Source organism: Candidatus Sphingomonas phytovorans (assembly GCA_029202385.1).
GTDB lineage: Bacteria > Pseudomonadota > Alphaproteobacteria > Sphingomonadales > Sphingomonadaceae > Sphingomonas > Sphingomonas phytovorans.
Genome location: CP119314.1, coordinates 3,336,243 through 3,355,991 on the forward strand (window position 1 = coordinate 3,336,243; position 19,749 = coordinate 3,355,991).

18 protein-coding genes are annotated in these 19,749 nt (G+C 65.2%); 13 read left to right on the forward strand and 5 right to left on the reverse strand.

The genetic code is table 11. The features are described from left to right. Nucleotides 1-8: 8 nt before the first annotated feature. From P0Y59_15325 to P0Y59_15335, 3 genes are all read right to left on the reverse strand, one after another. Nucleotides 9-737: a hypothetical protein gene (locus P0Y59_15325; GenBank protein WEJ98314.1), complete on the reverse strand. Its 729-nt coding sequence runs from the start codon at nt 735-737 to the stop codon at nt 9-11. 53 nt (nt 738-790) lie between these two features. Next, nucleotides 791-1,870 carry an AI-2E family transporter gene (locus tag P0Y59_15330; GenBank protein ID WEJ98315.1) on the reverse strand — a complete coding sequence of 360 codons (1,080 nt, stop codon included), beginning with the start codon at nt 1,868-1,870 and terminating at the stop codon, nt 791-793. Between the two features lie 78 nt (nt 1,871-1,948). After that, entirely contained in the window at nt 1,949-2,761 is an 813-nt protein-coding gene (locus P0Y59_15335; GenBank protein ID WEJ98316.1) for a hypothetical protein, read from the reverse strand. 174 nt (nt 2,762-2,935) lie between these two features. On the opposite strand from P0Y59_15335, the gene P0Y59_15340 reads away from it, so the two are divergent. From P0Y59_15340 to P0Y59_15375, 8 genes are all read left to right on the forward strand, one after another. Continuing rightward, nucleotides 2,936-3,640 carry a DUF4129 domain-containing protein gene (locus P0Y59_15340; protein ID WEJ98317.1) on the forward strand — a complete coding sequence of 235 codons (705 nt, stop codon included), beginning with the start codon at nt 2,936-2,938 and terminating at the stop codon, nt 3,638-3,640. Next, nucleotides 3,637-4,848, forward strand: a complete 1,212-nt coding sequence (locus P0Y59_15345) for a hypothetical protein (GenBank protein ID WEJ98318.1) — start codon at nt 3,637-3,639, stop codon at nt 4,846-4,848. Before P0Y59_15340 ends, P0Y59_15345 begins: the two co-directional genes overlap by 4 nt. Beyond that, entirely contained in the window at nt 4,845-5,798 is a 954-nt protein-coding gene (locus tag P0Y59_15350) for a MoxR family ATPase (protein WEK02591.1), read from the forward strand. The genes P0Y59_15345 and P0Y59_15350 overlap by 4 nt, the downstream gene beginning before the upstream one ends. Beyond that, complete coding sequence (locus P0Y59_15355; protein WEJ98319.1) at nt 5,795-7,105, forward strand: DUF58 domain-containing protein; 1,311 nt, start codon at nt 5,795-5,797, stop codon at nt 7,103-7,105. The genes P0Y59_15350 and P0Y59_15355 overlap by 4 nt, the downstream gene beginning before the upstream one ends. Beyond that, nucleotides 7,102-8,139, forward strand: a complete 1,038-nt coding sequence (locus P0Y59_15360) for a stage II sporulation protein M (GenBank protein ID WEJ98320.1) — start codon at nt 7,102-7,104, stop codon at nt 8,137-8,139. The genes P0Y59_15355 and P0Y59_15360 overlap by 4 nt, the downstream gene beginning before the upstream one ends. Beyond that, nucleotides 8,139-9,014, forward strand: a complete 876-nt coding sequence (locus P0Y59_15365; protein ID WEJ98321.1) for an RDD family protein — start codon at nt 8,139-8,141, stop codon at nt 9,012-9,014. The genes P0Y59_15360 and P0Y59_15365 overlap by 1 nt, the downstream gene beginning before the upstream one ends. Before the next feature lie 73 nt (nt 9,015-9,087). Beyond that, the gene (locus P0Y59_15370; GenBank protein WEJ98322.1) at nt 9,088-10,317 is read left to right on the forward strand and encodes an acetyl-CoA acetyltransferase; all 1,230 of its coding nucleotides are present in this window, start codon (nt 9,088-9,090) and stop codon (nt 10,315-10,317) included. Continuing rightward, the gene (locus tag P0Y59_15375; GenBank protein ID WEJ98323.1) at nt 10,314-11,105 is read left to right on the forward strand and encodes a DUF1295 domain-containing protein; all 792 of its coding nucleotides are present in this window, start codon (nt 10,314-10,316) and stop codon (nt 11,103-11,105) included. The genes P0Y59_15370 and P0Y59_15375 overlap by 4 nt, the downstream gene beginning before the upstream one ends. Nucleotides 11,106-11,251: 146 nt before the next feature. Here P0Y59_15375 and P0Y59_15380 read toward each other — a convergent pair whose 3' ends face one another. Further along, complete coding sequence (locus P0Y59_15380; protein WEJ98324.1) at nt 11,252-12,718, reverse strand: carotenoid oxygenase family protein; 1,467 nt, start codon at nt 12,716-12,718, stop codon at nt 11,252-11,254. 65 nt (nt 12,719-12,783) lie between these two features. Next, nucleotides 12,784-13,671, reverse strand: coding sequence for a metallophosphoesterase (locus tag P0Y59_15385; protein WEJ98325.1), 888 nt, complete (start codon nt 13,669-13,671; stop codon nt 12,784-12,786). Nucleotides 13,672-13,877: 206 nt separating this feature from the next. On the opposite strand from P0Y59_15385, the gene P0Y59_15390 reads away from it, so the two are divergent. From P0Y59_15390 to P0Y59_15410, 5 genes are all read left to right on the forward strand, one after another. After that, a complete protein-coding gene (locus P0Y59_15390; protein WEJ98326.1) occupies nt 13,878-14,411 on the forward strand; it encodes an RNA polymerase sigma factor in 534 nt (177 codons plus the stop codon). Beyond that, complete coding sequence (locus P0Y59_15395) at nt 14,408-15,337, forward strand: FecR domain-containing protein (GenBank protein WEJ98327.1); 930 nt, start codon at nt 14,408-14,410, stop codon at nt 15,335-15,337. Before P0Y59_15390 ends, P0Y59_15395 begins: the two co-directional genes overlap by 4 nt. 115 nt (nt 15,338-15,452) lie before the next feature. Then, nucleotides 15,453-18,467, forward strand: a complete 3,015-nt coding sequence (locus tag P0Y59_15400; protein ID WEJ98328.1) for a TonB-dependent receptor — start codon at nt 15,453-15,455, stop codon at nt 18,465-18,467. An 85-nt stretch (nt 18,468-18,552) separates the two neighbouring features. Beyond that, complete coding sequence (locus P0Y59_15405) at nt 18,553-19,191, forward strand: peptidylprolyl isomerase (protein WEJ98329.1); 639 nt, start codon at nt 18,553-18,555, stop codon at nt 19,189-19,191. A gap of 87 nt (nt 19,192-19,278) precedes the next feature. Then, the gene (locus tag P0Y59_15410) at nt 19,279-19,692 is read left to right on the forward strand and encodes a hypothetical protein (GenBank protein WEJ98330.1); all 414 of its coding nucleotides are present in this window, start codon (nt 19,279-19,281) and stop codon (nt 19,690-19,692) included. Nucleotides 19,693-19,749 lie beyond the last annotated feature (57 nt).

The window sequence follows — 19,749 nt, forward strand, 5'->3', positions numbered from 1 at the left end:
GGCCCCGACTATTCAGGCTGGATCAGGCCCACCGCGACCTGATGTGTTTCCTCGTCCACGATATCGGCAAAATAGGCAGCGTTGCGGGGTAGCTTGAGCACATGCTCCCGATATTTCGTCGCCATGGCGTCGCTCGCCCGCAACGCTCGATTGAGGATGCTGTCCGGTTTGTCCGCGGTTGCATAGATCAGCGTGAAATTATCGGGCAGGTAGAAATCGCCGTGAATTGGCCGCCGGCGCCGGTTGAAGTCGGCAAGACTCGAATATTCAGCGTCGACGATGAGCGCATAACGATGATCCGCATCATATCGCGGATTGGATAGCGCGACATCGATGAAGCGCCGCCATCCGTAGAGCTCGGCCTTGCCCGCCGTCCGGCCGAAGAACAGCACCGCCACCGGCGCGATGACGTTGCTGCCATCGGTCGCCACCACGGAGACGCCGGTCACGTTCATGATTCCGCCAAAGCCGGGCTTGCTGTTGGTGTCCACCGCCCAGACCTGATGATAGAGCCGGAGCGTCTCGTCGGGATCGACAGTGAAGTCGGAAGATTTCCCGAACATCGTTTCATGGATGAATTTGCGTCGCCCCGTTCCTTCGTAGAAGGTGGTTTCGGTTATGCCGCGAGCGCTGACAGGCTCGCCGTCCCGCATCGCCCTGATCTTCAGGAATTGCTTTTCCTGATCCCAGGTGCCTTCGAGCGAGTCCCCCGCATCGACCGCGATCCGGATCTCCATTTTTCGAGGCTTGCGCTCATCCGACATTGTCGGCTCCTGCACGGGCAGTCATATCACGCCGCCGGGGACGCATCGTCCTGTCCCTGCTCCGGTTGCTCGAGAAATTCGCGCCACAGCATGACCAGCACTGCCATCGTCGCGGGGCCGATGAACAGGCCGAGCAGTCCCAAGGTCTCGACGCCGCCGAGAATGCCGATCAGCACCCACAAAAAGGGTAGCCGGGTCGCGCCGCCGATCAGGACTGGCCGGATGAAATGATCGGCGATGCCGACCACGACCAGCCCGATCACCATCACCGCCACCGCACCGCCGACCGAGCCGAGGCCGACAAGCAAGGCACCGGCGATCGCGAAGACAAGCGCCGCGCCGAACGGGATCATCGCGGCCACCGCAGTCACCGCACCGAGCAGCAAGGGGTGCGGCACGCCAAGGGTGATATAGACCAGGGTCATCACCGCCCCCTCCCCGATGCCGACCAGGACCAAACCGTCGATCGTCCCGCGGATCGAGCGTAGCGCCTGGACGCCGACGCGTTCCCCGGTCGGGCCGAACAGGCGGTCCCCGGCCCGACGGAGCTGCGCGATGATCGAATCCCGGTCGCGCAGGAGGAAGAACAGGGTCAGCAGGGTGAAGACGAAAACGACCAGCCGGTGCAGCACGTTGCTGCCGATCAGGCGCGTATCGGCGACGTCGCGGAGATGGTGGAACTGGTTGACCGCGCCTTCGGGGGTGGCAAGGTTCGCCTGCCACCAGGTCGTGAGCATCTCGCGGCCGACCGGCACCTTGGCCACCCAGCCGGGCAATGGCAGGCCATTCGCCTGTGCCTGGGTGATCCAGATCGAAACGTCATGCGCCTCCCGCGCGGCCTGGGTGATGCCGGCGGCTACTGGCACCAGTACGACCAGCGCGACCAGCAGCGCGATCGTCGCAGCCGTCCAGGTCCGGCCGGCCGGACCTGGCCATCGCTCGCGCAGCCGCATGTGCACCGGATCGATCGCGACCGCGATCACCACCGCCCAGGCAAGCGATGGCAGGAAAGTCCAGGCAATCCAAAGCCCAAGCAATCCGAGCAGACCGGCAAGGGCGAGTCTGGCGATGAAAGTCGCGCGCGGCGCTGCGTCAGGCTGTTCCATGGCCATGGGATAGGGTCAGTACGTGCCGCCCGCAACGGCCATGGCCCATGGCCCATGGCCTGACCCGCCGCGATCAACTCAGGCGAAGATCTCGGTCAGCGCCTCGGTCGCGGGTCCATCCTTCCAGTCGCGCAGTTCGATATAGAGCGAGGTCTGGATGGTCGCGACGATGGCGGTGACGACGGTCGAGAGCACTGCGCTCACCAGGAGGAAACCGAGCGGCAACCCATCCTGCGCAGCGGCGGCGAGTCCGTTCAGACCATATATGCTGAGCAGGAGGACGTCGACCACGGCCGAGAAGATCCAGCAGATTACCACCATGATGAGACCGAGACCGAGGACTTTCCAGCGCGCGCCCTTGGTCAGATAGCTGCTGCGGCCGAAAGAACCAAGGATGCCCGTCTTCTCCTCCACCAATGCCGGCGCGGCAACAGCCCACATGAGATAGAGGATGACGCCCGGCACGATCAGCAGGAGGAAGCCGAAAGCGACGCCGATGGCCAGCAGCAGGCCAAGCACGAACAGCGGCACGATCACTCGCAGCCCGACCATCGCCGACTCACCGAAACTGGCCTCACGCCCTTCACTATGGGCCGCGGTGGCGCGCATCAGAGCGCCCTGTGCCAGCATGACGAACGCGATGCTGAGCACGAAGACGACGGCCGCGATGGTAAAATAGAGGGCTGGCGTGATCACGCCCGTCGCCAGATTCTGCGGCACAAAGCCCAGGCGCTGGCTAACCAGGTTGATGACGACCCCGGGCAGCGCGCTGAACACCAGCGAGATGCCGAAGACCGTTACCGGATTACCGCCCATCGTCCCGAACGCCCGGCTGAATATCCGGCCGATCGAAACTGAACGATCGCTTGCGCCATTGATGTTCGTCGCCATGGTTTTCCCCTTGACCGTCAGTCGCACGCCAGGCGCCCTGCCGTCTATCAGAGTGACGATGGCGTTTCAGGCTGTAAAGTCAGAAGTAACAATCATTCCGGTGCAATATCCGCAATTGCACCGCTGCGGACATTGTCTAGGCTGGGTATGGGCTGATTGCGATCGGGGGAAGATGTGAGCGGGGGTAACACGCAGCAGGCGGCAACCGCCGCCGAGCGCTTCGCCGCCGCCCATGACGCGCTGAAGGCAGACCCGTCAGTTCAGTTTTCACTCACGCGCGCACCGCCACCGCCGGAGCCACCGGCATGGCTGCGGCGCCTGGGCGAGTGGCTGGTGGAGGTGCTGCGTCCCGTCGGGCGGTTCTTTCAATGGATCAGCAGCTTCATGCCGGACGCGCCCTATGCCCGCATCTTCCTGTGGACCGTGATCGCGGTGGCGGCTGCTGCCCTGTTATGGATGGCGTATCAGCGAATCCGCCACGGGGAGTGGCGCCTGCCGCATCGCCGACGGAGGACCAGCACCTCGGTCGACATGCCCGAAGAAGCCTGGGCGCCCGAAGCCGCCCCGGCCCGCGCCTGGCTGAACGAGGCCGATGCGCTGGCGGCGCAAGGCCGTTATGCCGAGGCCGTCCATCATTTGCTGTTCCGGTCGATCGAGGATATCGCACGTCGCCGGCCACGTCTCGTCCGACCAGCCCTCACCAGTCGCGAGCTTGCCGCGACCGATGCCATCCCGCCATCGGCCCGCGATCTGTTCGCCGGCATCGCGCGCCTGGTGGAGAAGAGCCTGTTCGGCGGCAGGCCGGTCGCGCCGGAGGATTGGGAAACGGCCCGGTCCGCCTATTCGGATTTCGCCCTGCCCGGAACCTGGCGCGCATGAGCGACATCGCCATTGGATCAACGGGCGCGGACGGCACGTTCAGCGCGCGCACGGTCATATTGATTCTCGCGATCGGTATCCTGGGCTTTATCGGCACGCTGGTGCTCGGCGCCTATGCACCCGACCTGCGATCGGGACGTAACGGTGGCGGCCATGCCCTTTCGACCGCCGCGACCGGTTTCAACGGGCTTGTTCGACTGGCCGAGGCGACCGGGCGCCATCCCCAGGTGGCACGCGATATCCATCGCCTGGACACCGAAGATCTCGTGGTGCTGACGCCCGAGTCCGGTACAATCAATCTCTTCCCCATACTCAGCCAGCGATCGGCAAAGGTTACACTCGTCGTCCTGCCGAAATGGCAGACCGTAGGAGACCCGGAACGGACCGGCTGGGTCCATTACAAGGGTCTGAAGCCGTCTTCCGATCCCGGGGGTGTCCTCGCGCCCAAGGAAGAGATCGAGGTCGCCCGCCACCGGAGCGGAGGCGTGCCGCTTGTCACGTCGCCCGAGCTCCCGCGGACCATTCGCTTCACGGCGCCAAGACCGCTTCAAACGATTTCGGGTGCCAGTCTCACCCCGCTGGTCACCGACCCGCAGGGCCGCATCGTCCTCGCCAAGCTGACTGACCGCCCGCTCTATGTCCTCGCCGATCCCGACCTGCTGTCGAACATCGGGATGGCTGACGCGCGTCAGGCCGCTTCAGCGCTCGATCTGCTCGACTGGCTGAACTCAAACGAGGCGACATCGATCTATTTCGACGTCACGCTGAACGGCTTCGGCCGCTCGCCAAGCCCGCTCAAGCTGGCCTTCGACCCGCCCTTCCTTGCGATGACCCTTGCGATCGCCATCGCCGTTTTCCTCGCGGCATGGCAGGGCGCGGTGCGGTTCGGATCGCCGCGTCGGCGCGCGCGTGCGATCGCCTTCGGCAAGGTCGCGCTGATCGACAACGCCGCCGCGCTGGTCCGAAAGGCCGGCCGTTATGCCATGCTCGGCAATCGTTATGCCGACATGACCCGGGAGCGGGCCAGCACGATCTTCGGCGCCCCGGCGCATTTGCGCGACGGCGCCCTCGACGCCCACCTCGACGGGCTTGGACGCCAGCCACGCTTCAGCGACCTGGCCCAGGCCGCGCGGGACGCGCGCGACCGGCATTCAGTGCTTTCCGCAGCGCAGGCGCTGCATCAATGGTTATGGGAGAAGAACAGGTGACGACTGACGAGGTGCGCGCGCTCGCGGAAGCGATACGGGTCGAGATCGGCAAGGCGGTGGTCGGGCAGGAAGCCAGCGTCGACCTGATGCTCGTTGCCCTGTTCTCCGGCGGCCACATCCTGCTGGAGGGTCCTCCCGGTACCGCCAAGACCCTGCTTGCGCGCAGCTTCGCCGAAGTGATCGGGCTCGATTTCGGACGAATCCAGTTCACGCCAGATCTCATGCCGGGCGATATCATCGGCGCGAACCTGTTCAATTTCCAAACATCGACCTTCACCCTTACCCGCGGGCCGATCTTCACTGATCTGCTGCTGGCCGACGAAATCAATCGAGCACCGCCCAAGACGCAAGCCGCCCTGCTCGAAGCGATGCAGGAACGCACCGTGACGATCGACGGGGAAAGCCTGGCGCTCGGCAACCGTTTCATGGTCGTCGCGACGCAGAACCCGATCGAACAGCAAGGCGTGTATCCGCTGCCCGAAGCGCAGCTCGATCGTTTCCTGTTCAAGCAGGCGGTCGATTATCCTTCAGCCGAGGAGGAACGCCGCATCGTGGCACGGCACGGCGCGCACCCGGCAATGACGCCAGCCGATTGGGGCGTGGAAAAGCGCGCGGATGCGGCGACGATCGACGCGGCCGTCACGGCGGTTGCGGGCATAAGGCTGGTCGACGAGGTGATCGACTATATCACCGCCCTGATCCGCGCGACGCGCGACGTGGCCGACCTGGAAAGCGGCGCGAGCCCGCGCGCCGGCGCCATGCTGGCAGGCGCGGCGCGCGCGCGCGCGGCGATCGACGGACGTGATTTCGTGCTTCCGGACGATGTGAAGGCTCTGGCTCCGGCCCTGCTGCGCCACCGCCTCATCCTGTCGCCGGCGGCCGAGATCGACGGGCGATCGATCGAGGATGTCCTGCTCGGCATCATCGAGGCCATCGAGGCGCCCCGTTGATCTACCCGACGCGCGCGGCGGTCGTGGCGGCGGCGGCGGGTGCGCCCGTCGCGCTGCTGATCGCCGTCCTTCTGCCGTCGCGCTGGTATGCAGGGCTTGCGTGGCCGGTCGCGGTGCTGATCCTTACCCTGATCGATGCCTTTTCCGGCGCGCGCAAGGGTGCCGCAAGGCTTGAAGCCATCCCCAGTGTCTGCGTCGGCGCGACAGTGGATGCGACAATCAGCGTCGTGCTTGACGGTGAGAGGCCGCCCCGATCCGCCGAGATCGCGGTCGCCACCGGCCCGCTGCTTGCCGTCGAAGACGATGGACGGCTACGGATAGCACTGGAGAACGGGCGCGGGGCGGCACTGCTGCCCCTGACGGCGGTACGGCGCGGGCTGGGCCGGATCGACCGATTGTGGCTGCGCTGGCGCGGCCCCTTCGGCCTAGCCTGGAAGCAGCGCGAGGTGCCGCTTGACGCGACCTTCCCGATCATCCCCGATATCCGCCCGGTGCGCGAACGCGGCGCCCAGATCTTCCAGCGGCACGCCCTGCAAGGCCTGATCGCGCAGATCGATCGCGGCGACGGTGCCGATTTCGACGCGCTGGTCGAATTCCGGTCGGGCATGGACAGGCGGGCGATCGACTGGAAGCAATCGGCGCGGCACGTGAAGCTGCACGCCAAGGAATACCGGACTGAGCGCAACAACCAGATCGTCTTCGCAGTCGATGCGGGGCGCCAGATGACCGAGCCGGTCGCGGGCCTGCCCCGCATCGACCGTGCCGTTTCGGCGATGTTGCTGACGGCATGGGTAGCGCTCAAGCTGGGCGACCGGATCGCACTCCATTCCTTCGATTCGCGCCCGCGCATCGCCAGCGGCCTGATCTCCGGAACGGCCTCTTTCGCTGAGCTCCAGCGGCTCGCCGCCGGCATCGACTATAGCGGTGAGGAAACCAACTATACCTTCGCCCTGACCACGCTCGCCACGCAGCTCAACCGGCGATCGATGATCGTCCTCTTCACCGAATTCACCGACCTGACCACCGCCGAGTTCCTGGTTCGCGCCGCCGCGCGGATCGTGAAGACCCATCTGCTGCTGATCGTCGTGCTGCGCGACGAGGAAGCCGAGGCGATCGCCGACCGCGCACCGCAAAGCGCCGACGACGTGACCCGCGCGGTGACCGCGGCGGCGCTGCTCAAGGACCGCCGGATCGTCATGACGCGGTTGCGGCATCTCGGGGTGCATCTGATCGAGAGCGAGCACGACAAGGTCAGCGAGCGGCTCGTCGAAGGCTATATCGATCTCAAGCGGAGGAACCTGTTGTGACCTCGCCAGGCACCACCCGCAAGCAGGGCCGGTCATCGGCCTTTGTCGATGCGCAGCCAGTGCTGGTCAACGCCAGCCGTTTCCGCAAGGTGCATTCAGCGGACTGGGAACGGCTCGACCAGCTTGTGACCCGGTGCGAGAAGCGGTCGGTGCGGGCGCTGTCCGACGACGACCTGCTTGCCCTGCCCCTGCTCTATCGCTCGGCATTGTCGACCCTGTCGGTGGCGCGGGAGACATCGCTCGACCGGTCGCTGGTTGCCTATCTCGAGCAACTCTGCGCCCGCGCCTATTTCCAGATCTACGGCGTCCCGACCTCGGCGCTGCGCCAGCTTGCCCATTTCTTCGCTCACGGCTGGCCCCACGCCGTGAAATCCCTGTGGCGGGAAACGCTCATCGCGCTGTTGCTGACCGTGGCGGGCGCGGTGGTCGGCTATCTGCTGGTCGTCAGCGACCCGACCTGGTTCTACGGCATTGTCGGCGACGGCATGGCGAACGGGCGCGATCCGACCGCTTCGGCGGCAGCGTTGAAGGCGACGCTCTACGACAACAAGGAGGAGCTGCTCGCGACCTTCGCGACCTTCCTGTTCACGCACAATGCCCAGATCGCGATCTTCTCCTTCGCCCTTGGTTTTGCCTTTGCGGTGCCGACAGCGATGCTGATCATCTATAACGGCCTGATGCTCGGGGCGATGATGGCGGTATTCGCGTCGAAGGGACTCGGTTTCGAATTCGCCGGCTGGCTGACGATCCACGGCACGACCGAGATGTTCGCGATCATCCTCTCCGGCGCGGCCGGTTTCCGCGTCGGCACCGCCATCGCCTTTCCGGGCCGCCTCGCGCGCGGCGATTCCGTCGTCAACGCCGGGCGCGCCGGCGCGGTCGCCATGGGTGGCGCGGTGGTCATGCTGGCGATCGCCGGCCTGCTGGAGGGTATCGGCCGCCAGACGGTAACGGGGGATATCACCCGCTATGCGATCGGGCTTGCCATGCTCGCGGGCTGGCTCGTCTATTTCTATCTGCCGAGGCGCACCTGATGCGCTGGCCTTTCCGCAAGGGGCCACGCCTCCCCAAATCGCTCCGCCGCAATTTCGTGACGCCGGAGGGCGTCGACCTGCAGCTCGAGCTGGGCGGCGCCGGCGTACGCGGCGCGGCGTTCATGCTGGATGCCATCGCGATCCTGACGGTGCTGGTCATGTCGACCACCATCATCGTCCTCCTGCTCTTCACCTCCAGCAAGTCGAGTGCGCTAGAAATCTTGTGGATGATCGGCTTCTTCATCCTGCGCAACGGCTGGTTCGCGCTCTTCGAAATGGGCGGCCGGGGCGCGACGCCGGGCAAGCGGCTGATGGGCCTGCGCGTGGTGGCGCGTGACGGGGCGCGGTTGACTGGCGGCGCCGTGCTGGCGCGCAACGCCATGCGTGAGATCGAGGTATTTCTGCCGCTGTCCTTCCTGGCGATACAATCGGCGCAGGGCCAGGCGGACGGGTTCCTTGTCCTGTTCGCGCTCAGCTGGAGCGGGATCTTCCTGTTCTTCCCGCTGTTCAATCGCGATCGGCTCCGGGTCGGGGACCTGATCGCGGGGACCTGGGTCGTGCGCACGACCAGCGGTACGCTTGGTGATGATCTGGGCGGAGAAATCTCGCGGCAGCGCCGTAGCTTCAGCGAGGCAGCGCTCAGCCTGTACGGTATCTACGAGCTCCAGACGCTGGAAGACGTGCTCCGGGGCGGGCGCGACGACGCGATCGCGACCGTGGCGGCGACGATCCGGCGCAAGGCTGACATCCCCGACGATGGCGACGATTACCGGTTCCTGTCGGACTATTACGCGGCATTGTGCGCCAGGCTGGAACGGGGCCTGATGGTCGGTCAGCGCCGCGCGGACAAATTCGGGAGCGCCCGCACGCGATAATCGCCAGCACCCGCAAATTGCCATTCCCCTGCAAACGCGCAACACTCGGCCGCGAGAGCCAGGGAGAAGATGTTTGGCCTATATATTGGGCGGCTGGCAAAGCGACTTTGCGCGCAACTGGAACCGCGAGGGCATCGATATCGCCGATGCCTTTGGTGAATCGGTCCGGCACGGGCTTGAGGTAGCAGCGCTCGACGCCGACGAGATCGAAACCGGCCATGTCGGCAATTTCACCGCCGAGCTCTTCGCCGGGCAGGGCCTGCTGGGCGGCTTCTTCGGCCTGGTCGATCCGGCATGGGACGGACTGCCGACCGCGCGGCACGAAGCCGCCTGCGCCTCGGGCAGCGTCGCGCTGCTTGCGGCGACGGCCGAGATCGAGGCGGGACGATATGGTCTCGCCTGCGTCGTCGGAATCGAGCAGATGCGCAACGTACCCGGACGGACAGCCGCGCAGCATCTCGGCGCGGCGGCGTGGAACGGGCATGAGTTCGCCGATGCCGAATTCGTCTGGCCCCGCGCCTTTTCCGACCTCGCCGAGGAATATGACCGGCGGCATGGCCTGAAATACGAACATCTGATGCGCATCGCCGAAATCAATTTCGGTAATGCCAGGCGCAATCCGAATGCCCAGACGCGCAACCATGTCTTCACGCCCGCGCATTTCACGGCTGACGACGAGGTCAATCCGGTGGTCGAGGGCCGCACGCGGAAAATGGATTGCGGGCAGGTGACGGACGGTGCGGCGGTGGTGTTCCTCGCCTCGCCGGAACGCGCCGCCGACTATGCCCGCAAGCGCGGCGTGCCGCTTGAGAGCCTGGCGCGAATAACTGGCTGGGGGCACCGGTCAGCGCCGATTTCCTATGCGGCGAAAGTGCGGGCAAGCGAGGGCGAGCCCTATGTCTTTCCTCAGGTCCGCCGGGCGATCCTCGACGCACGGGCACGGGCCGGAGTGACGGACATCGCGGCGATCAACGCGGTCGAGACGCATGACTGCTTCACCGCCACCGAATATATGGCGATCGACCATCTCGGCCTGACCGGACCCGGCGAATCCTGGCAGGCGATCGAGGACGGGTCGATCGAGATTGGCGGGCGGATGCCGGTCAACCCCTCGGGCGGGCTGATCGGCCTCGGCCATCCGGTCGGGGCGACGGGGGTTCGGATGCTGCTCGATGCATCGAAGCAGGTGACGGGGGCGGCAGGCGACTATCAGGTCGACGGAGCGAGGCGCGTGCAGACACTCAATATCGGTGGATCGACCACCACGACGGTGAGCTTCATTGTCGAGCGCGCTGCTGCATGAACGCGATCGTCCTGCTCGCCACCAACGCGGCCCTGCTGGTCGCGCTGTTCGTCCTGCTCTGGCTGGTCTGCCTGAAGACGCGGGACGTGACGCCGATCGACAGCGTCTGGGCACTCGGCATGGTGTTCCTGGCGGCGGCGAGCTTCCTCCACACCGGCGGCGATCCGACGCGCAAGGCATTGCTGCTCGGGCTGTGCGCCGTGTGGGGCGTTCGCCTGGGCCTTTACCTCCTCTGGCGCTGGCGCCGCCATGGGCCGGACCGGCGCTATGGCAAGATGTTCGCGATGGTCGAGGAGGCCAAGGGCTGGGGGTTCGCCCGTGCCTCGCTGCTGCTGGTGTTCGCGACGCAGGCGCCCTTGCTGTTCATCGTCTGCCTGCCGGTGCAGCTTGGGCAGATCGACGCCGGGCCGCCGGTCGGCCTGCTGGGCATGGCCGGTGCAAGCTTCGCGATCGGCGGAATCCTGTTCGAGAGCGTCGGCGACTGGCAACTGGTTCGCTTCCGCGACGATCCGGCCAATGCCGGCAAGGTGCTGGCGACGGGGCTATGGCGCTATACGCGACATCCCAATTATTTCGGCGATGCGCTGACCTGGTGGGGGCTCTACCTGATCGCCGCCGAAAGCTGGTCGGGGATATGGGCCTTGCCCGGGCCGGTGTTGCTGACCTGGACCCTGATGCGATGGTCAGGCGTGCCGACGATCGAGGGGCGGCTGAAACGCAAAAGGGCCGGCTATCAGGATTATGTTCGGCGGACGTCGGGGTTCGTGCCGTGGTGGCCGAAGGCTTAAGTCCTTCTCCCCTTGTGGGAGATGGAGGGAGGAGCGAAGCGACGGAGGGATGAGGGGATGAGGTTCGGGACAATCGAGTGTCCCCCTCACCCTTCCCATCGCAAGAGCGATGGGCCCCTTCCCTCTCCCACAAGGGGAGAGGGAGTTTAGAGTGATACTCTCAAAGCCGCCCGCTCCGCCCAATGCGCATGGGTGCCGCTGCAGATCTTGTGCGGCAGCGCGATGCGGCAGATCGGGCCTTCAGCGAATTTCTTGCAATCGATCAGCACGCATTCGGACGTGCCGCGATTCTCATCGATGACGAAGCTCACCAGATAACCATCATCCTCATCGATCGCGTTACTGCGCGGTGCAAACGGGGCTTCGCTGGCATAGCGACCAGCTTCCAGCATCACCTCCCAGGATTGTCCCGTCTCAAGGTCGTGCTTGACGAAGCCATTGAACAGGAACCAGCCGGGTTTCGACGTGGTCGAGTAGATATAGCGGTGCTTCCGCCCCGCCACACGCTGGTTGATCATGCCGAATTCGAGGATGCGGTCGTCAAGCCGCTCCTCGCGCGTCGTGCCGTCGGCCAGGTTGAAGCGCCAGCGGTGGAGCTTCGGACGGAAGCTGTGCTCGTCGACATAGGCCATGAGGTGCCCATAGCCGTCGGCATTCTCCAGCGGCGCGGGCGTCGGATTTTCCTGGAAATAGCCATCCATCACCACCTCGTCGCCCTCCTCATAGGCGTTGAGGAAATGGAGGACATAGGTCGGCGCCGCCGCGAACCAGCGGATCTCGTCGGTACCACCACGACGCGGGATCAACGCGAAGCGCGCCGGCACACCCTCGTGCAGGCGCGCGGCGTGGATATCGCGCTTGAGCAACTCGGCATCCCAGAACACCGGCAGGTCGTTCACGATCGACCAGTTTTCCGAAAAGGTCATGTCGTGCGGCAGGCGCGGGCCCGGCAGCGGTACCGGAATATAATGGGCCAGCCGCCCGTCGCGATCGACCACGCCGTAATGCATGAAGGGTGCGTGCTTCGAGTAATTGAAGAACATCAGCTCCCCGGTGCGGTCGTCCACCTTGGGATGCGCCGAGATGCCGTCGAGAGGAACCCAGGGCGCCATGCCGTGCTGCTCGAGCGTCTCGGGATCGAGCACATAGCCTTCGCCGCATTGATAGAAGGTCGAGATCGCCTTGCCCGCATGGACGATGATGTCGGTGCTGCTGCTGTCCTTGAGCGATCCATGCGCGCCGAAGCCGGGGCGCAGCGACGTGCCCGCACGATCGGCCAGCCCACCCCAGAGCGACCCGCCCTCTTCCTGCTCAGCCTGAAAGCAGCGGGTGCGCACGAAACGGTTGCGATACGAGGCGGTGCCGTTGCGGAAATCGATCTGGTGAATCATCCCGTCCCCATCGAAGGGATGATAGCGGCCAAGTGGCTGGTGAAGCTGGTTCTCGGTATTGCGCAGATAGACGCCGTCGATATCGTCCGGGATCGCGCCCTCGATCACCTCCAGATCGACCGCCGTCACTTCCTCATGCAGCGGCGTCCAGGCGCCGTTGAGATAGGGATGATTGCTCGGGCGCAGCGAACCCTTCATGGGCGCACGGTCGATGATCTGCATGACGGTTCCTCTCCACGGCACCTGACATAAGGCAGTCTAAGCACGGAAATCGGGATCGGCCAGCATCACCGCAGCGGGAGGGTCATATCCTGTTGTCGTCCCGTGCCGTGCACCACCACCTTGTCGGCGAAGAAGTCGAGCCGGGCGTATGAAGTCTCCTCCGTGTCGAGCATCGCCTTCAGATTGACATAGTGGATGCCGGCACGGGCGCCGTAATTGCCGTCATGGTTGTGGCCGTCGAGCCAGATCTTCGCTGAAGGATGGCGTTCGAGCAGCGCCATCACCGCGGGCGCATTCCAGAGGTTGTGCTGGTTCTCGGGATAGAGCGGGAAATGGTTGAAGAGCATTGCCTTCAGGCCGCGCCGGTCGGCCTCGGCAAGCTGAGCGTCAATCCAGCTGAGTTGGACGTCGCCGATGCCACCGTCCCATAACGGCTTGTCGGCATAGAGCGCAGCGTGGGTGTCCATGCTCTGCTTGAGTTCGGCACTGCCCTCTGGCCATGCGTAGCTGCTGAGATCGTTGCCGTCGGTGACGATGAACATCCAGCCATGCTCGACGAAGCTGTGATAGCGCGCCTTCATGCCGAGCTTGGCGGGGACCAGCAGCTTGTGGGCGTCGTCGATCGAGAATTCGTGATTGCCCAGCACGAACTGCCAGGGGTGCGTGAGCTTGCGCGCAACCGGCAGCAGCAGATCATAGCTTGCCCAGTCGCGGTCGATGAAGTCGCCAAGATGGACGACGAAAGCGAGCCGTTGCCGGTTGAGATCGGCGACAGCGCCGGCGAGCTTGGCCGGCGTGGTGTGATAGAGGCGCTGGCCGCTGTCGGGCTCCACCGCATATTGCGCGTCGGCGATAGCGCCGATGCTGAACAAGGGCCGCTCGGGCTGTCGCGCCGGAGCTGAGCCGGTCATGGCGAGTGCCGCCATCGTCGCCATCACCATCGCCCTGCGCATCATCCACTCCCGCCAGCAAAGGACGCGGCTTTAGGGAGCCCGCGTTACAGTTGAGCGACGACCTGCATTTCATCCGTACGACTGTCACCGCCGGGTCATGGAGCACGCCTAGAGGGGCGAGACTCGTGTGGATTCCAGGGACGGGAGCGACCAATGACCGGCATGCCGCGCCATCGCGCCCCGCCTGCCCGCGCCGGGCACAGTCGATGAACGAGTTGTCGCCTATAACGGCGCGGGGCCTCGCGCGGGACGAGATCGATCTTCGCCAGGCGTTGCAGCGCTTTGTCGAAGGGCGGCTGCGCGACCGTAATGATGGCGAGGACATCGTCCAGGAAACCTATGTCCGGCTCTACAGCTATCGCCGTACCCGGCCGGTGGCCGATGTCGGCGCCTTCTGCTTCGCGGTCGCGCGCAACCTGGTGTTCGATCATCTTCGCCGCCGCCACGCTCAGCCGCAGAGCGCCGAACTGGCGGACGACATCGCTTGTCCCCAGCCCCGCGCCGAAGAGATTATCGACTACCGCCAGCGGGTGGAAATACTGGTGCGCGCGATCAAGGTGATGCCGCCGCTGCGCCGCGAAGTGTTCCTGCGCCGGCGGCTCGACGGCATCCCCGCCGCCGTGATCGCGAACGACCTGCAGCTCAGCGTATCGGCGATCGAGAAGCATTGCAGCCGCGCGCTGGCCGATCTGCGCGCGGCGCTCGAACGGCGCGGGCTGCCCGCCGGGGCCCGGGCATGAGCCGCCGCGCCGCCCTGCGCGATGCCGCCCGCTGGGCGATGGCCGAGGATACGACGCCGGCAGCACCACCGCCACTCGCCGCCGACGTCCAGGCGACGCTCGACGATCCAGCACTGACAGAGGCGCTCGAACAGAGCGCCTCGTTCGGCCGTCTTTCCGACGGCGACATCCTTGCGATGCGCGGCGCGCGGCGTCGGGGCATCGCGACCTTCGGCGCGGTCGTGCTGGTGGCAGCCCTCGGTGTGGGGGGCTGGTCGAACGGCTGGTTCGTCAACGGCCCAGCGCCGATCGTCGCCCATTATGAAACCCAACGCGGCGAGCAGCGCGACGTGGCGCTCGCTGACGGATCGACTCTCCATCTCAACGGCGCGACCAGTCTCGACGTCACGCTCGACGAGAAACAGCGCCATGTCGCCCTCAATCGGGGCGAGGCCTATTTCGACGTCGCGCATGAGAAGGACCGGCCGTTCATCGTCCGCGCCGGCGCGTCGTCGACACAGGTGCTGGGCACCGCGTTCGACGTCGACATGGCCCGGGGCGAGGTGAAGCTCGCGGTCTATCGCGGGCGCGTGCGGTTCGGCGGCGTCGGTTCGGATTCGCACAGCGTCGAAGTCCCCGCCGGCTGGCGCTCACGCTTCGAAGGCGGGGTGGCGCATGCGCCGACGCGCTTTGACGCGACGCAACAGGATTGGCGCCAGGATTGGGTCGACACCGACGATATGCGTCTCGCCGACCTGGTCGACGCACTCAACCGGCGTGGCGGCCCGATGATTCTGGAGCCGTCGCCGACACTAGGCAGCATCGCGCTATCCGGTCGCTTCAAGCTTGATAAACCACAGCAATTGCTCCGGGCAATCGGCACCGTCTACGGCTTTCAGGTCGTGACCGAGGGAGAAAGGCTGCGGCTCGCGCCGGCCGAGCAGTGAGTCTCACATTCGTCATACCGATGTCATTGCACTGCAACAAAATTCTTTTGTCCGGACCGGGCCCCGAACCCCGTCCTCCGTCCGAGGCGAACAAACGCCTGAGCGGAGGAACATCATGGATCGCACAAAGGGACTTTCATTGATCGCGCTGGCGGCGGCGCTTGCCGCGCCGGCCATGGCGCAGGCAAAGCCGGTCGAGGGCACGCTGGCACGGCAGATGCAGTTCGACATCGGTGCATCCGACCTGCGCAGCGCCATCTCGCGCTTCTCGCGTGCGACGGGCGTGCAGGTCATCGTGGCGCCGGACGTCGTCGCGAAGCGCCGCACCGCCGGCGTGCGCGGCGCGCACAGCGTGCGTGAAGCACTCGACCTGATGCTGCGCGGCACCAACCTGTCGGCGTCGATCAGCGATGGCGTGGCTGTGCTGAAGCCGGTCGCCGCGGCTCCGGCCGCGATCCGCCGCCCCGCGCACGCCGTGCGCGAGATTGCAGATATCTCGGCAGCGGGCGCAGCACCGGAACAGGAGACCTCTGTCGCACCCGATATCATCGTGTCAGGCTATCGCCAGAGCCTCACGCGGGCGCAGGACCTCAAGCGCCGTGCGATCGGATCGGAGGACGATATCCTGGCGCAGGATATCGCCGCCTTTCCCGATCTGAACCTCGCTGAATCGCTCCAGCGCGTTCCCGGCATCACCATCACGCGCGATTCAGGCGAAGGCCGCCAGATCGCGCTCAGGGGCCTGGGCGCCGAATTCACCCGTACCCAGCTCAACGGCATGGAAGTGCTGGGCAACACCGCATCGGGCATGGACAATCGCGGCGGCGTCAGCCGGTCGCGCTCGTTCGACTACAGCCTGTTCGCGTCGGAACTGTTCAACCGCGTGTCGGTGCAGAAATCCTACGCAGCCGAACAGGACGAGGGCGGCATCGCCGGCACCGTGGGGCTGACCACCGCCAAGCCGTTCGATTACAACGGCTCGAAATTCGTCGTCTCGGCGAAGGGCCAGACCAACACCAACACCAGCGGCATCACGCCGCGCGTCGTCGGCCTCGCGTCCGGACACTGGGGCGATTTCGGCGCACTCGTCTCCGTCGCGTACAGCCAGATCAAGAGCAACGAATACGGCTATCGCAACTGGGGCTGGGGCTATGTCAAATATGCGCCCGGCAATATCGGCCCCAATATCGACGCAGCGACCTCACAACTGCTTCAATCGGGCACTATCGTCGCCCCCCAGGCTGAATCGCCTTCGACCTGGTACACCGACCGCAAGCGGCTGGGCGTCACATCCTCGCTGCAATATCATCCCGGCGACCGGTTCAAGATCGATGTCGACTTCCTCTACGGCCGACTTTGGGATTACCGCGACGACTATGCCATCGCCAGCGCCGGCAGCAACGCGCTGACCGGCGCCACCGTCAATGGCGGCCAGATCATCCAGTCAGCGGTGATCGACGGCAACACGCTGCGCGCGGCGAGCTATACCGGCATCGACCAGCGCTCCGAGCACCACATCGTCAAGAACCACACCGATTTCTACCAGGGCGTGGCCAATGCGAGTTGGAAGGTGACCGATCGCCTGACGATCACGGCACTGGCCGGCTATGAGGAATCCGACTTCAGCCAGCCTGTGTTCGACAAGGTGTTCATGGAGGCCAAGAACATGGCCTTCAGCTTCGACACCCGGCCGACCATCCCGGTCAACACCTATGGAAGGGACCTGACCGACCCCAACAACTGGACGTTGCAACGCCTCGACGTGCAGGAAAACGGGATCACCAGCAAATATGCCAACGGAAAGCTGGCCGCCGCCTACAGCGCGACCGATGCGCTGACCTTCAAGGTCGGCGGCGAGTTCAAGCATTTCAGCAACAGCGGCTATATCTATGTCAACAAGGTGTTCCACAACGTCCCGGCCAATGTGGCGATTCCGAACAACCTGAAAGAAGTGATTGGGCGGGATTCGCTGCTGCCCTATATCGTCGGCAACGTGGACGGGGTGTACGCCTATATCGGCGATCCGCGGGACCTGTCGGCGAAATACCTGCAGGCCGGCAGCGACTATCTGGTCGACGAGAAGACCTGGAGCGGCTTCGCCCAGGTCGATCTCGATACTCATGTCGGCGGCATGCGCCTGCGCGGCAATGCCGGCCTGCGCTATTTCTCGACCGACCTGACCTCGTCGGGCCATCTCACTGCACCGGTGAACGGCGTGAATACGCTCGTGCCGGTGGTGATCGGCACCAATAGCAGCGGCTGGCTGCCCGCCGCCAATTTCGCGCTCGACGTCGCTAAAGACGTGGTGGTCCGGCTGAGCGCGAGCCGCAACGTCAACCGGCCGGCGCTGGGCGACCTGGCGGCGGCCGGCACGCTCACCACCCGGCCGAACGGCGGGAGCGCCTCCTTCGGCAACCCCTTCCTGAAGCCCTACAAGGCAACCTCGGTGGAGGGCTCGATCGAATATTACATGGATCGCACCGGCTTCGCCTCGATAGGCTTCTTCTACAAGCACATGGACAGCTTCATCACGTCGAGCAGCACGACGATCCCGTACAGCCAGACGGGCCTGCCGCTGTCGCTGCTGATCCAGGGCCAGGACGGCAACACGCCGTACGATGTGAGCCGGCCCGTCAATGGCCCCGGCGCCGACATCAAGGGCATCGAGGTGGCGTTCCAGCACGACTTCACCTTCCTGCCGGCCCCATTCGACCATCTCGGCGTCGTCGCCAACGGCACCTGGTTCGACGGGCACCAGAAGGCGATCTACACCTCGGGCACCACGATCAGGATCGAGACCCTGCCGCTGCTCAACCTGTCCAAATGGGCCGCGAACGTCACCCTCTATTACGAGGACAAGGACTGGGGCGTGCGCGTGTCGGACGCCTATCGCAGCCAGTATCTGATCAACACGGGCAATGTCGCCAACACCGGCGACGGCATCAAGGGCACCAACAACATCGACTTCCAGGCGCATTACAACATCACGCCGAAGATCCGCGTCGTGGCCGAGGGCATCAACCTGACCAACCAGGCGATCCGGCAGTTCGCCGATATCAATGCCAACCGTTCCGAGGTCTATACGACCAGCGGGCGGACCTTCACTTTCGGCGTAAGCGCCGAGTTCTGAACGGACAGTCCCCGCGCGGCAGGTCCGCGCGGGGACCCCATCCGCCGGGTTGGCAGAGCGCATGGCGACGCTCTAGGCTGATCGCATGCTCAAACGATTCGCCACGCTCGCCATCCTCTTGCTCGGCATCGGCACTGCGACCGCGCAAACCGCAAGCCCCTCTGCCCCCATCCTCCCTGCGACACCGCCGGCCACCGTCCGCGTGGTGCTGACCACCAGCGAAGGCCCCATCACGCTCGAGCTGGAAAAGGACCGCGCGCCCAAGACCACGGCGAACTTCCTTCGATATGTCGATACGAAGCGTTTCGACGGCACGACCTTCTACCGCGCCATGAAGCTCCAGCCTGAGCTGGGGCTGATCCAGGGCGGCCTGCGCAACGATCCCAGGAAACTCTTCCCGCCCGTCCCGCATGAGCCCACCACCCAGACCGGCCTGAGCAACAGAGACGGCGCGATCTCGATGGCGCGCGACAAGCCGGGCAGCGCGACCGCGGATTTCTTCATCGCGATCGGCGATCTTTCCTCGCTCGACGCGAAGCCCGACCAGCCGGGGGACAATCTCGGCTTTGCCGCCTTCGGGCATGTCGTTGAGGGGATGGACGTCGTGCGCCGCATCGGCACGGCCCCCACTTCTCCCACCGAGGGCGAAGGCGCGATGAAGGGGCAGATGCTCGCGCCGACCATCCGGATCATCACCGCGCGCCGGGTAGCTGAGGTCCGGTAGCTGAACGGGGGCCGACCCGGTAGCTCATCCTCAGTTCAGCAACGATGTGATATGACCCTCGCCATAGTCAATCAGCGAGAGTCGACCATGCGTATCCTGTCCTCATTGCTCCTCGGCGCCGCCCTGATCGGCATGAGCGCCGCCGCCCCTGCCGCGCCGCGCGACAACAGCCAAGCTGAGGCGAAGCTTGCCAAGGCGCTTGAAGGCCGCGTCCCGGGCAAGCCCGTGAGCTGCATCACCCTGAGCAACATCACCTCGTCCCAGATCTATGATGGCACCGCGATCGTCTATCGGTCCGGCAGTACGCTCTATGTCAACCGGCCGCGCATGGGGCAGACCTCCCTGGACAGCGACGATATCCTGGTGAGCAGAACCTTTGGCTCGCAGCTCTGCAGCCTGGACACGATCAACCTGGTCGACCGGACATCGCGCTTCCAGACTGGCTTTGTCGGCCTGGGCGAGTTCGTGCCCTATACCAAGGTGAAGACGGTAAAGGGCTGACGGCCCGGCAACGGCATCAAGCTTTACTGGCTTGTGCCGTCGTCGCCAAATAGGATC